We start from the raw sequence: 12,463 nt of genomic DNA, 5'->3' as shown, positions 1-12,463 counted from the left end.
GAGCGCCGGCCTTCGGCATCTGCGGTGACCGCGGTCGGACTCAGTTGGCGAGCGCGTGGGCCACGGACACGGCCTCGAGACCGAATGCCTCGGCGACGTTGTCGTTGGTGACGTGGCCGTTGTGGATGTTGAGTCCGCGTGCCAGTGCCGAATCATTCGACAGGGCCTTGTGCCAGCCCTGGTCGGCGATCTTGACAGCGAACGGCAGCGTCGAGTTCGTCAGCGCCGCCGTAGCGGTGTTCGGCACGGCTCCGGGCATGTTCGCCACACAGTAGTAGACCGAGTTGTGAACGGTGAACGTCGGATCATCGTGCGTCGTCGGACGCGAGTTCTCGAAGCAGCCGCCCTGGTCGATGGCGATGTCGACGAGGACCGAACCCGGCTTCATGCCCGCGACCATCTCATCGGTGACGAGCTTCGGAGCCTTCTTTCCGGGGATGAGCACGGAGCCGATGACGAGGTCGGCGCCGGCCAGAGCCTTCGTGATCTCGTACTTGTTCGACACCTTCGTGCCGATCGCACCGGCGAAGGTCTCGTCGATCTGGCGCAGACGGGGGATGTTGATGTCGATGACCTCGACGGTCGCTCCGAGGCCGAGCGCCATGCGGGCCGCGTTCGTGCCGGCGACACCGGCACCGATGACGACGACATTGGCGCGCTCGACGCCGGGGACGCCGGAGAGCAGGATGCCGCGGCCGCCGTTGGCCTTGAGCAGGCTGTGCGCACCGACCTGCGTCGACAGGCGCCCGGCGATCTCACTCATGGGAGCCAGCAGCGGGAGTCCGCCGCCGTCGGGCTGCACGGTCTCGTAGGCGATCGCGGTGGTGCCTGCCTCCATGAGGGCACGGGTGAGCGCCTCGTCGGCGGCCAGATGCAGGTAGGTGAAGAGGATGAGGTCCTTGCGCAGGAAGCCGTACTCCTGAGCGATCGGCTCCTTGACCTTGAGGACGAGATCGCCTGCGGTCCAGGTGCTCTCAGCATCGGGAGCGATCTTCGCACCCGCGGCGGCATACTCTCCGTCGGTGATGAAAGAGCCTTCGCCGGCTCCCGCCTGCACGGTGACTTCGTGGCCGTGGGCGACGAGCTCGTGCACGCCGGCAGCTGTGATGGCGACTCGGAACTCGTTGTTCTTGACCTCTGTGGGCACTGAAATGCGCATTGTGTGTCCTTCTTTCATGATTGAGCGCCGCTGGGGCGAAGGCCGCCGACTTCGACGTCGGTCGACGATGGTTCAACTGTATTCCTTAGAAGGTTTGGAGAGCAAACCTTTAAGGCTGTTTTCGTCTTGTCAGATACGGAATCAGTGTATTTCGGTACCAGATGACGCGGAAAACATGATTCCAGCCGGGCGTGATCGGCTGGCAGGTCTGAGAACACGGGATGCACCGCGAACTCCCTGCGAAACGGTAAGCTGAAACTGTCAACGCAGAACCCCGCTGAGGAGAGAGGGCTCGACATGGGACTCTACGAAGATATCGACGATCCTGACTCGAAGTACTACTTCAATCTTGAGACGAACACCGTCGAAAAGGGCCTGGTCAGCGACTGGACGCACCGGATGGGCCCGTACGAGACCGAAGAGGTCGCACGCGCCGCCCTGGACAAGGCTCGCGAACGCAGCCAGAAGTGGGACGAAGACGACGAGAAGTGGAACGGCTGATCGGATGTCACGTCAGGAGGAATTCGTTCTCAGGACCGTTGAAGATCGTGATGTGCGATTCATCCGACTCTGGTTCACCGATGTCCTCGGGCAGCTGAAGTCCGTGGCCATCGTGCCGGCCGAACTCGAAGGCGCCTTCTCCGAGGGCATCGGGTTCGACGGCTCGGCGGTGGAGGGGCTCGCCCGGGTCTACGAGGCCGATATGGTGCTCAAACCCGACCCCTCGACGTTCTCCCTGCTTCCCTGGCGGGGAGAGACCGAACCGACCGGGCGGATGTTCTGCGACATCCATGTGCCCGGGGGAGAACCGGCACCGGCGGATCCGCGCAATGTCCTCAAACGCACTCTGGCGAAAGCCGCCGAACGCGGCTTCACCTTCTACGTGCACCCTGAGATCGAGTTCTATCTGTTCAAGACCGACAACCTCGACCCGGTCACCGGCATCACCGACGGCACCGCGCCGAAACCCGTCGACACCGCGGGATACTTCGACCATGTCAACGGCGGCACAGCCAATGACTTCCGACGCGAAGCGGTGACCATGCTCGAAGCCATGGGCTTGTCGGTGGAGTTCTCCCACCACGAAGCCGGACCCGGGCAGAATGAAATCGACCTGCGCTACGCAGACGCCCTGACCATGGCCGACAATGTGATGACGTTCCGGTCAGTGATCAAGGAAGTCGCGATCTCCAGGGGCGTCTACGCCTCGTTCATGCCCAAACCGCTGTCGGAGCACCCAGGCAACGGCATGCACACACATGTGTCGCTGTTCGAAGGGGAGAACAATGCCTTCTTCGAACCGGGAGCGGAGTATCAGCTCTCGAGGACCGGGCGCCAATTCATCGCCGGTCTGCTCACACACGCCGCCGAGATCTCGGCGGTGACGAATCAGCACGTGAACTCGTACAAGCGGCTGTGGACCGGTCATGAGGCTCCGTCCTACATCTCCTGGGGTCACCGCAACCGTTCGGCCCTCGTCCGGGTGCCGCAGTACAACTCCGGCAAGTCCTCCTCGGCGAGGGTGGAATACCGGGCCATGGACTCCTCGGCGAACCCGTATCTGTCCTATGCCCTCATGCTCGCCGCCGGGCTCAAAGGAATCGAGGAAGGCTACGAGCTTCCCGAGGAGGCCGAGGACAATGTCTGGCAGCTCTCGGACACCGAACGGCGGGCGATGGGTATCGAGGCGCTGCCGCGCAGTCTGTCTCATGCGCTGGAGATCATGGAGAGCTCGGATCTCGTGGCCGAGACCCTCGGCGAAGAGGTCTTCGACTTCTTCCTGCGCAACAAGCGTCAGGAGTGGAACGACTACCGTGCCCAGGTGACACCCTATGAACTCGCCAAGCATTTCACTTCGATGTAATCCCCATGGCAGGAATCACTTCACGCACGACCAGCGTCCCGGATGCGACAGCCCGATTCCTCCACGAGCTCGATGAGCTCCTGGGCCAGCCTCTGGCCACGGATTCGCGCTTCGTCGAGCTGCTTCTGGCAACCCCGGATCCGCACGGTGCCGCCCTCGGGCTGCTCCGGGTCGTCGAGGCCGCTGGGCAGGACTCCGCGGCGCTGCTCTCGGCCGTTCGCTCCGGCACTGCGGAGACGCTGGCAGAAGACGAACTCAACCGGCCGCTGCTGGCGCGCCTGCTCGCGGTCATGGGCACCTCGGAGGCGATGGTCGACCACCTGGTCCGACATCCTGATTCGCTGCCGCTTCTGCTGGTGCCCGAACCGTTCCTGCTGATCTCGACACCCGCCGCCTCGGCGGTGTCGCTGCGGGCCGAGATGCTCCAGGCCGTCGGTGCCGACCCCGAGTCCCCGGCACCGCTCGCCACCGTGACCGGAGACGAGGGGATCCGCTCGCTGCGCCGGAACTATCGTGACGCCGTGCTGCGGCTGGTCGCCGATGATCTCGCGGCCGAAGCGCCTGAGGAGATCGTCGACCACGTCATGGCGGTCCTGTCCGATCTTGCCGCCGCCGCGCTCGATGCTGCTCTGGCGATCGCCAGAGCCGAAGTCGACGGGGGAGACGGGATCCGCTTGGCCGTCATCGCTCTGGGTAAGACCGGTGCCCGCGAACTCAACTACGTCTCCGACGTCGATGTCGTCTTCGTCCTCGACTCCGCCGACGACGGCGACGCGCGGGATCTCGCCACGGATCTGGCCCAGCGGACACGGGCAGTCCTCTCCGACGCCGGAGGCGAACCTGCGCTGTGGGAAGTCGACACCGCGCTGCGTCCCGAAGGCAAGGCCGGAGCACTGGTGCGCACTCTCTCGGAGTTCGAGCACTACTATGCCGACATCGCCCAGAACTGGGAATTCCAGGCGCTGCTCAAAGCCAGGCCGGTGGCCGGTGATGCCGAAGTCGGCAGACGGTTCTCGGACTCGCTTCTGCCGCTGGTGTGGAAGGTGGCCAGTCGTGAGGGCTTCATCGACGGTGTCAGATCGATGCGTCGTCGCGTCGTCGACCTCATCCCGGCCGCTGAGGCTCCGCGTCAGATCAAGCTCGGTCGCGGGGGCCTGCGTGATGTCGAGTTCTCTGCCCAGATGCTCCAGCTCGTCCACGGCGGCACCGACGAGGACATCCGCACCCCGAACACTCTCATGGCGCTCGAAGAGCTCGGCGAGCACGGATACATCGGCCAACAGGATGCTTCCGTGTTCTCCGCCGCCTACCGGTTCATGCGCGTCGTCGAGCATCGGGTGCAGATTCCCCGGATGATGCGCAATGCTCTCATCCCCGATGACGATGCGAAGTTGAGGATGCTCGCCCGGTCGGTCTTCCGCTCCGGCTCCCGCACCGGTGCCCGCCTCGAAGAGACCCGCCGCGACTACGCCAGACACGTCACCCGACTGCATGAGCAGATCTTCTACCGGCCGATCCTCGAAGCCGCCGTCGGCGTCCATGGGGCCGTCGTCGAAGCCCACAAGCGCGGCTCGAGTCTGCAGGCCGCAGCCGATCGTCTGCGGGCCTTCGGCTATCGGGATCCGCAGGGTGCTCTGGGCCATATCAAGGCCCTGACGACCGGCGTATCGCGCACGGCGATGGTGATCAAACAGGTGCTGCCGGCGCTGCTCGACTGGTTCTCCGACGGAGTCGAACCCGACCGGGCACTTCTGGCGTTCCGGCGACTGAGCGAATCGCTTGCCTCTTCCGGCTGGTTCCTCAAGATGCTCAGGGATTCCGGACTCGCCGCCAAGTCGGTCGCCGATGTGCTGTCCCTGTCCGGCTACGCCACCGAGCTGCTGCTGCGCCAGCCCGCGGCGGTGGCCTGGTTGGACAAGTACGACAATCTCGCTGCCCGTGACCTCAACGTGCTGTCGGCCGAAGTCGACGGACTGCTCAAACGTCACGGAGGCGCCGCTGTCACGCCGATCCGCGAGACCTACAGTCGAGAACTGCTGCGCATCGCCCTGCGCGACGTCCTCGATGTCGGCGACCGATCCGCGATCCCCGGCGATCTCTCAGATCTCATGGATCTTGCCGTCCGCGGTGCGCTGGAAGCCGTGCGCACCGACCTCGAGACACCGGAGACGCCCGATTACGAATTCGCCGTCATCGCGATGGGCCGCTGGGGCGGACGGGAGATCGGGTACTTCTCCGACGCCGATGCGATGTACGTCGTCCGAGCGAAGTCGAACGATCTCGACGCCGAGGCGAAGGGCAAGCTGAGCAAACATGCCAACAAGGTGGCGCTGCAGCTGTCCTCACGGCTCAAGGCCAGCGAAAGCGCACAGGGAGTCGACCTCGACGCGGATCTGCGGCCCGAAGGCAAGAACGGACCGCTCGTGCGCAGCTTCTCCTCCTACCAGGCCTACTACGCGAAATGGTCACAGCCGTGGGAAGCCCAGGCGCTGCTGCGGGCGCGTCCGGTCGCCGGAGACGAAGGACTGATCGAGGACTTCCTCTCACTCATCGACCCGCTGCGGTACCCCGCCGAGATGCCGCACAAGGCGCTGACGCAGGTGCGCACGCTCAAGGCGCGGATGGAGGACGAACGCCTGCCCCGCAATGCGGACAAACGGCGGCACCTCAAGCTCGGCCGCGGCAGCCTCTCCGACGTCGAATGGACCGTCCAACTCCTCCAGCTCGAGCATGGGCATGAGTTGGCCAGTCTGCGCACGACCTCGACCCTGCAGGCACTCGCTGCCGCCACCGAGGCGCAGCTGCTGCCCGCCGAGGATGCCGCGCAGCTGGCGGAGGCATGGCAGCTGGCCACGGATGTGCGGTCTGCCGTGATGCTCTTCAGAGGTCGCACCGCGGAATCACTGCCCGGTGACCACACCGAGCTCGAGGCCACGGCTCGGTTGCTCGGCTACGCCGCCGGCGAGGGCCATGACCTCGAGGACGATTATCTGCGCACCACCCGGCATGCCCGTGCCGTCATGGAGCACCGCTTCTACGGCTTCTGAGCCGAGCCTGCCGACGGCCGCTGGTGCTCAGTCCTCGAATTCGAGGCCGAGGAGTGCATTCTCGATGACTTCGGGCAGGGCCGGATGGATCCAGTACTGTCCCGTGGCCACCTCGTCGGCGGTCTGGCCGAAGGCCATCGCCTGGATGAGGGGCTGGATGAGCATCGACGCTTCGTGTCCGACGATGAATGCACCGAGGATCAGCCGACTGCGGCGGTCGGCGATGATTTTGACGATGCCCGGGTCGTCGGCCATCGCCCACCCGTAGGCGACATCCGAGAACTGTTGGACCTTCACGGTGATGTCGTGACCGGCCTCCTCGGCTTCCTCTTCACTCATCCCCAGATAGGCGACCTGCGGGGAGGAGAATACCGCTCCGGGCACCGCATGGTGGTTCACCCTGGCGAGGTCCTCCTCGCGAGCCGCCCCCGGCTGCCCTGCGGCGACATCGGCGTCGAGGTTGCGTCCGACGATCTTCGCTTCGTGATTGGCCACGTGCTTGAGCTGATGCGGTGAGCAGATGTCGCCGAGGGCGAAGACACCGGGCACCGGCGAGCCCTCGGAGAGCACCCGCTGATGATCGTCGACGGCCAGCCGGTGCCCGTCGCTGACGTCGAATCCGGCGGTCGCGACATCGAGTTCGGCGGTGTTGGGCACCCGGCCGGTGGCGACGAGCACTGCGTCGGCGGTGATCGTCTCCGGCCGGTCGACCTCGCCGAGGCGGCCGCTGGGTTCGAGGCCGATCGTGACTTCGCCGTGGTCGACGTCGATGTGCCCGGCCTGCACGCCGTGGAGGACGGAATGGGACGAGTCGAAGATGCGAGTGAACTCGTCGGCCGCCTCGGCGTCGATGTTGCCCAGCAGGCGAGGCCCGCGGGCGAGGACGGTGACCTCGGTGCCGAGGGAGGAGAAGATGTGGGCGAACTCCATGGCGATGATGCCGGAGCCGATGATGACCAGGCGCTCGGGCTGGGTGGGGCGACGCATCACCGTGTTCGAGGTGAACACCGGGTAGTCTTCGCCGTCGACGCGGGAGGCGTCGAGCCCGTCGATGTCGGGGATGACGGGATGTGCACCGGCGGCGATGACGATGCGGTCTGCGCTGATCTCCTCACCCGAGGCGGTGCGCACACTCTTCGGGCCGGTGAAGTGAACGTGTTCGGCGACGACGGTGATGTTCGGCTGTCGATCGCTGCTGCGGTAGTCGCGACCGCCGGATTCGATGGCGTCGATGCGAGAGAAGATGCGGTCCTGGAGTCCTGCCCAATCGACCTGCGGCTGTGTGGGGGAGAGGTTGTAGCGGTCGGCCTGCGCGGCCTGCTCGGCCAGAGTGGCAGGGTAGACGAACATCTTCGTCGGTATGCAGCCGACGTTGAGGCAGGTGCCCCCGAAATGCCATTCCTCGGCGATGGCCGTCTTCAGTCCCTTGAATCGCTTGTCGAGGAACATGTTCCCCGATCCGGTGCCGATGAGCAGCAGGTCGTAGTGCGTCAAGATCCAACCCTCCAATGGTCAGTGTTCCGGCCCGTGCGGTCACGAGGCGAAGAGGCGAAAGGGCGCCACGGGTGAAAACCCGTGACGCCCCCACTCTATTCCTGTCCTGCTGTGCGCAGGCGAAGGTCAGAGCGCGTAGTAGAGCTCGAACTCTGTGGGAGTCGGACGCAGGCGTGCGACGTCGAGTTCGTTCTCACGTTTGATCCGGATCCAGGTTTCGATGAGGTCGGGGGTGAAGACGTCACCGGCGGTGAGGAAGTCGTGGTCCTTCTCGAGGTCATTGAGCGCCTCGTCGAGGGTGCCGGGGACGATCTTGATGTCCTTGGCTTCCTCCGGGGGCAGCTCGTAGAGGTCCTTGTCGATCGGCTCCGGCGGTTCGATGCGGTTGCGGATGCCGTCGATGCCGGCCATGAGCTGCGCGGAGAACGCGAGGTAGGGGTTCGATGAGGGGTCGGGCACACGGAACTCGAGACGCTTGGCCTTCGGGGAGGATCCGGTGACGGGGATGCGGATCGCTGCCGAACGGTTCCGGGCCGAGTACACGAGGTTGACCGGGGCTTCGTAGCCGGGGACGAGGCGGCGGTAGGAGTTGATCGTCGGGTTCGTGAACGCGAGTACGGCACCGGCGTGTTCGATGAGTCCGCCGATATACCAGCGGGCGAGGTCGGAGAGACCGCCGTAGCCGTTCTCGTCGTAGAAGAGGGGCTCGCCGCTCTTCCACAGCGACTGGTGGCAGTGCATACCCGAACCGTTGTCGTCGAACAGCGGCTTCGGCATGAAGGTCGCGGACTTCCCGAGCTCGAATGCCGTGTTCTTGATCACGTACTTGAAGTCGAGCAGCTGGTCGCCTGCGTGCTGGAGAGTCTTGAACTTGTAGTTGATCTCCTGCTGACCGGCGGTGCCGACCTCATGGTGGGCACGCTCCATCTCGAAGCCGATCTGCTCGAGCGTCAGTGACATGTGATCTCGGATGTCGGCGTACTGATCCTGCGGCGAGACGGGGAAGTAGCCGCCCTTGAAGGGGGTCTTGTATCCCTGGTTGCCGCCGGGCTCGTCGGTGCCCATGTCCCAGGCCGCTTCCTGCGAGCCGATCTTGTAGAAGCTGCTGCCGGGGGTGTTCTCGTACCGGATGGAATCGAAGAGGTAGAACTCCGCTTCGGCACCGAAGAAGACGGTGTCGGCGATTCCGGTGCTCTCCAGGTAGGACTCTGCCTTCGCCGCCACCTGACGAGGGTCGCGCGAGTACGGCTCATCGGTGAAGGGATCGACGATCGAATGCGTGATGACCAGCGTCTTCGCGTCGCGGAACGGATCGATGTACGCCGAGGTGACATCCGCGAGCAGCTTCATATCGGATTCGTGGATGCCCTGGAATCCCGTGATGGAGGACCCGTCGAAGAGCAGACCCTCGGTGATCTCCTCTGTGCCGTAGGAGGCGGCGGGGAGGTTGAAGTGCTGGACCACACCGGGCAGGTCGCAGAACCGGACATCGACGAATTTGACGTCGTTCTCCGAGATGTAGTTGACGAGTTCTTCAGCAGACGAGAACACTTAGGTCTCCTAGTTCGAGTACGGTGGCCGTTTGTCCTGACCACGGTCAATCCTAGTCGCCCCGGAATGAAGTGGTGATGACGCTCATGTTTCGGGCATGTTTCCTGAGGATTCACTCAGGCCGGATTTCGTAGGGTGGGAGGGTGATCAATCGTGACGACCTCGGTTCCTGGCTCGAAGGACCCCGGTTCGACAGGGAAGAAGACGACTGGCCTGGCAAACGGCTCGGTCTGCCTGTCTCCGGTTCGCATTCTCTGGCTCCTGCGTGGAAGCGGATCCTCGCTCTTCTCGTCGACTGGCTGATGTGTCTGGCGATCGCCAACGTCATCGACCCGGCCAATCCCTTTCTGGCCCCCGGTTTCTTCGCCTTGGAGAATCTCCTGCTCGTCGGCACACTCGGCTACTCGGTCGGCCATCGCCTCTTCGGCATCGAGGTCCGCCGGCTGTCCGGGCATGTTCCCGGGCTGCTCAAATCGTTCATCCGTGCGGTGCTCGTCGTGCTCGTCATCCCCGCTCTGATCTTCGACCGGGACAACCGCGGACTGCACGACCTCGCCGCGGGAACCGTCATCCTCCGCCGCTGACACCCGGTGAGGGGGCGAACCGGCCCGACCAGACCACCTGCCTGGCCTCGGAACACTTCCGCCGGGACAGAAGCGCAGAAGAAAGCGGCGTTCAGGACAGTAGCGCAGAAGAGACTGAAGCGGCGCCGACTCGTTTCGAGCCGGCGCCGCTTCTGTGCGCGATCCGGGTGCTGCCGCCGCCGTTGCGAGGGTCGATCAGCGCCTGTCGATCAGCGTCCGCGCATCGCCTTGTGATTCGGGCGGGCCTTGTTCGGGTCGATGCCCTTGGGAATCGGGGGACGCGATCCCTGTGTGCCCAGCGCCGCCAGGCGGTTGCGCACGGCGAGGACTTCTGCCCGGTTGAGTTTGCGCGGCAGCTTCTGCACGGTCGGCACGACCTGCTTCATCGCCAGCTGACCGTCTTCCTTGCCGCCCTGGAAGGTGTGGACGGGAACATTGGGCAGGATGCGCTCATGGCGCTTCTTCTCCTTGGCCAGCAGCTTCGCACTGCGTCCCTTGGGCCCTTCGCTGAGCAGGACGACGCCGGCGCGACCGGTGGAGCGGAACACGAGGTCACGGCTCTTCGGGTCGATGGCGATCGGCTTCTCATCCATGAGGTAGCCGCGACGAGCAGTGTTGAGGACGGCGCCGAAGGCGCCCGGCTGTCCGTCCATCTGCGCGAAGGCCGCAGTCTCGGCGAAGCGGCCGAGCATGAACATGCCCAGCAGCAGACCGAGCATGAGACCGAGGATCGTCGTGAAGATCACGGTGGTTCCGCCGATCAGCAGACCCACCAAGAGCCCGATCAGCGTGAGTCCGAGCACCGCCGCGGCCAACAGCCACGGCGTCGCCTTGTTGTGCTTGGCGGACAGCTCGTAGACCTGGCGCATCTGTGCCAGACGACCGGGTTTCTTGTTCGGATCCTTCGGCTTGCGCCGGAAAATTCCCTTGCGCGGTTCTTCGCTCATTCTCTCACTTGCTCTTGAGGGGCGTCGCGGCGACATCACCAGGTGACGAACGCCTTCATTGCTCAGCTGTCAAGTCTACCTCTTCGCCGGGTCCGAAGGTATCCACGACGGCCTGAGCCTCCTGCTTGGCCGGGGTGTGCTTGTCGAGATGCTGCAGGTGGGAGGGAATCTCCTCTCCGCGACGGCGCATCGCAGTCGCCCACAGGCGACCGGCGCGGTAGGACGAACGCACGAGCGGGCCCGACATGACGCCGAGGAAGCCGATCTCCTCGGCGGCATCGCGCAGCATCACGAAGTCGGCCGGTTTGACCCACCGGGTGACGGGGTGGTGTCTGGGGGAGGGGCGCAGGTATTGGGTGATCGTGATGAGGTCGCAGCCGGCGTCGTGGAGGTCCTGCAGTGCGGAGATGATCTCATCGTTCGTCTCACCCATCCCGAGGATGAGATTCGACTTCGTCACGAGTCCGGCCTCTCGGGCCTGAGTGATGACGGACAGCGAACGCTCGTACCGGAAGGCAGGGCGGATGCGCTTGAAGATGCGCGGAACCGTCTCGACGTTGTGGGCGAGCACCTCGGGGCGGGATGAGAACACCTCGGCGAGCTGATCCGGCTTCGCACTGAAGTCGGGGATGAGCAGCTCGACGCCGGTGCCGCGGCCGTCGACATACTCGAGGTCGTGGATCTGGCGCACCGTCTCCGCGTACAGCCATGCACCCCCGTCTTCGAGATCGTCGCGGGCGACGCCGGTGATCGTGGAGTAGCGCAGCCCCATCTCGGCCACCGAGGCGGCCACGCGGCGAGGTTCGTCCGCATCGAATGCGGCCGGTTTGCCTGTGTCGATCTGGCAGAAGTCACAGCGTCGGGTGCACTGTTCGCCGCCGATGAGGAAGGTCGCTTCGCGGTCCTCCCAGCACTCGAAGATGTTCGGGCAGCCCGCTTCCTCGCACACGGTGTGCAGATCCTGCTTGCGCACCAAGGACTTCAGGGAGGTGTATTCGGGCCCGATATGGGCTTTGGCCTTGATCCAGGCGGGCTTGTCCTCGATCGGAGTCTCGGAGTTGCGGGCTTCGACCCGAAGCATCCGGCGGCCTTCTGGTGCAATCGTCATCGGCGTTCTCCTAGGCTGTGATGGTCTCTTGCAGAATCTCGTTGAGACGGTCTGCCGTGTCCTCCGGCGTCACCGTCCGTCCGATCTCTGCGCTGATGGAAGTGGTGTCGGCGTCGCTGATCCCGCACGGGATGATGCTTTCATAGGCGCCGAGTTCATTGCTGCAGTTCAGGGCCAATCCGTGCATCGTGACACCCTCGTGGATGCGGATGCCGATGGCTCCGACCTTGCGGTCACGGCGGAGCCCGTCGCCGAGCAGCCAGACGCCGGCGCGTCCTTCGACGGTGGTGGCTTCGATGCCGTATTCCGCAAGGAGTCGAATCATCGCGTCCTCGAGCTGGGACACGAAGAGGCGGACCTCTTTGGGGTCGTTGAGGCGGTAGATGAAGTAGGCGACGAGCTGGCCGGGGCCGTGCCAGGTGATCTTCCCGCCACGGTCGACATCGATGACTTCGGTGCCATCTGTGGGCCGGTCGGCCTCCTCGGTGCGTTTGCCGGCCGTGTAGACGGGGGAATGCTCGAGGTACAGCACCGTCGACTCCCTCCGTCCTGCGAGCACTTCTTCGTGATATCTCTTCTGCATATCCCAGGTCTGCCGATAGTCCGAGAGGACCGGAGCGAACCCGAGCGTTTCTGTGGCCAAGGGCATGGCTCCACACTATGACTCTTGCACCCCGGGTTCAATTTGACCGCGGGCCGTCGAGAACCC

General features: G+C 64.6%; 10 protein-coding genes. 4 read left to right on the top strand and 6 right to left on the bottom strand.

What is annotated here, in order from left to right:
• Positions 1–40: 40 nt before the first annotated feature.
• On the bottom strand, positions 41–1,159 hold the full coding sequence (gene ald, locus EB836_RS16535) for an alanine dehydrogenase (RefSeq protein WP_135542377.1): 1,119 nt from the start codon (positions 1,157–1,159) through the stop codon (positions 41–43).
• A 297-nt stretch (positions 1,160–1,456) separates the two neighbouring features.
• On the opposite strand from ald, the gene EB836_RS16530 reads away from it, so the two are divergent.
• From EB836_RS16530 to EB836_RS16520, 3 genes are read left to right on the top strand one after another with little or no spacing between them, the layout of a single operon-like run.
• On the top strand, positions 1,457–1,660 hold the full coding sequence (locus tag EB836_RS16530; RefSeq protein WP_135542375.1) for a hypothetical protein: 204 nt from the start codon (positions 1,457–1,459) through the stop codon (positions 1,658–1,660).
• Between the two features lie 4 nt (positions 1,661–1,664).
• Entirely contained in the window at positions 1,665–3,023 is a 1,359-nt protein-coding gene (gene glnA / locus EB836_RS16525; protein WP_135542373.1) for a type I glutamate--ammonia ligase, read from the top strand.
• Positions 3,024–3,028: 5 nt separating this feature from the next.
• Positions 3,029–6,070, top strand: a complete 3,042-nt coding sequence (locus EB836_RS16520; protein WP_135542371.1) for a bifunctional [glutamine synthetase] adenylyltransferase/[glutamine synthetase]-adenylyl-L-tyrosine phosphorylase — start codon at positions 3,029–3,031, stop codon at positions 6,068–6,070.
• Between the two features lie 27 nt (positions 6,071–6,097).
• Here EB836_RS16520 and EB836_RS16515 read toward each other — a convergent pair whose 3' ends face one another.
• Together EB836_RS16515 and glnA (EB836_RS16510) are read right to left on the bottom strand one after the other, a co-directional pair.
• A complete protein-coding gene (locus EB836_RS16515; protein ID WP_135542369.1) occupies positions 6,098–7,564 on the bottom strand; it encodes a mycothione reductase in 1,467 nt (488 codons plus the stop codon).
• A 126-nt stretch (positions 7,565–7,690) separates the two neighbouring features.
• On the bottom strand, positions 7,691–9,115 hold the full coding sequence (gene glnA / locus EB836_RS16510) for a type I glutamate--ammonia ligase (protein ID WP_135542367.1): 1,425 nt from the start codon (positions 9,113–9,115) through the stop codon (positions 7,691–7,693).
• 143 nt (positions 9,116–9,258) lie between these two features.
• On the opposite strand from glnA (EB836_RS16510), the gene EB836_RS16505 reads away from it, so the two are divergent.
• Positions 9,259–9,699 carry an RDD family protein gene (locus tag EB836_RS16505; RefSeq protein ID WP_135542365.1) on the top strand — a complete coding sequence of 147 codons (441 nt, stop codon included), beginning with the start codon at positions 9,259–9,261 and terminating at the stop codon, positions 9,697–9,699.
• Between the two features lie 209 nt (positions 9,700–9,908).
• On the opposite strand, the gene EB836_RS16500 is transcribed toward EB836_RS16505, so the two are convergent.
• From EB836_RS16500 to lipB, 3 genes are read right to left on the bottom strand one after another with little or no spacing between them, the layout of a single operon-like run.
• Entirely contained in the window at positions 9,909–10,646 is a 738-nt protein-coding gene (locus EB836_RS16500) for a DUF4191 family protein (protein ID WP_135542364.1), read from the bottom strand.
• 55 nt (positions 10,647–10,701) lie between these two features.
• Complete coding sequence (lipA, locus tag EB836_RS16495; RefSeq protein ID WP_135542362.1) at positions 10,702–11,754, bottom strand: lipoyl synthase; 1,053 nt, start codon at positions 11,752–11,754, stop codon at positions 10,702–10,704.
• A 10-nt stretch (positions 11,755–11,764) separates the two neighbouring features.
• Entirely contained in the window at positions 11,765–12,403 is a 639-nt protein-coding gene (lipB, locus tag EB836_RS16490; RefSeq protein ID WP_135542360.1) for a lipoyl(octanoyl) transferase LipB, read from the bottom strand.
• Between the last annotated feature and the right edge of the window lie 60 nt (positions 12,404–12,463).

Origin of the sequence: Brevibacterium sp. S111 (assembly GCF_004745075.1) — a bacterium.
Taxonomy (GTDB): domain Bacteria; phylum Actinomycetota; class Actinomycetes; order Actinomycetales; family Brevibacteriaceae; genus Brevibacterium.
This window is presented reverse-complemented; position numbering and strand designations above follow the sequence as displayed.

Excerpts from the sequence above, each read along its gene's own strand:
- ald (WP_135542377.1), bottom strand. The coding sequence starts at position 1,159 with ATGCGCATTTCAGTGCCCACAGAGGTCAAGAACAACGAGTTCCGAGTC.
- glnA (WP_135542373.1), top strand. The coding sequence starts at position 1,665 with ATGTCACGTCAGGAGGAATTCGTTCTCAGGACCGTTGAAGATCGTGAT.
- lipB (WP_135542360.1), bottom strand. The coding sequence starts at position 12,403 with ATGCCCTTGGCCACAGAAACGCTCGGGTTCGCTCCGGTCCTCTCGGAC.
- EB836_RS16530 (WP_135542375.1), top strand. The coding sequence starts at position 1,457 with ATGGGACTCTACGAAGATATCGACGATCCTGACTCGAAGTACTACTTC.
- lipA (WP_135542362.1), bottom strand. The coding sequence starts at position 11,754 with ATGACGATTGCACCAGAAGGCCGCCGGATGCTTCGGGTCGAAGCCCGC.
- EB836_RS16500 (WP_135542364.1), bottom strand. The coding sequence starts at position 10,646 with ATGAGCGAAGAACCGCGCAAGGGAATTTTCCGGCGCAAGCCGAAGGAT.
- EB836_RS16520 (WP_135542371.1), top strand. The coding sequence starts at position 3,029 with ATGGCAGGAATCACTTCACGCACGACCAGCGTCCCGGATGCGACAGCC.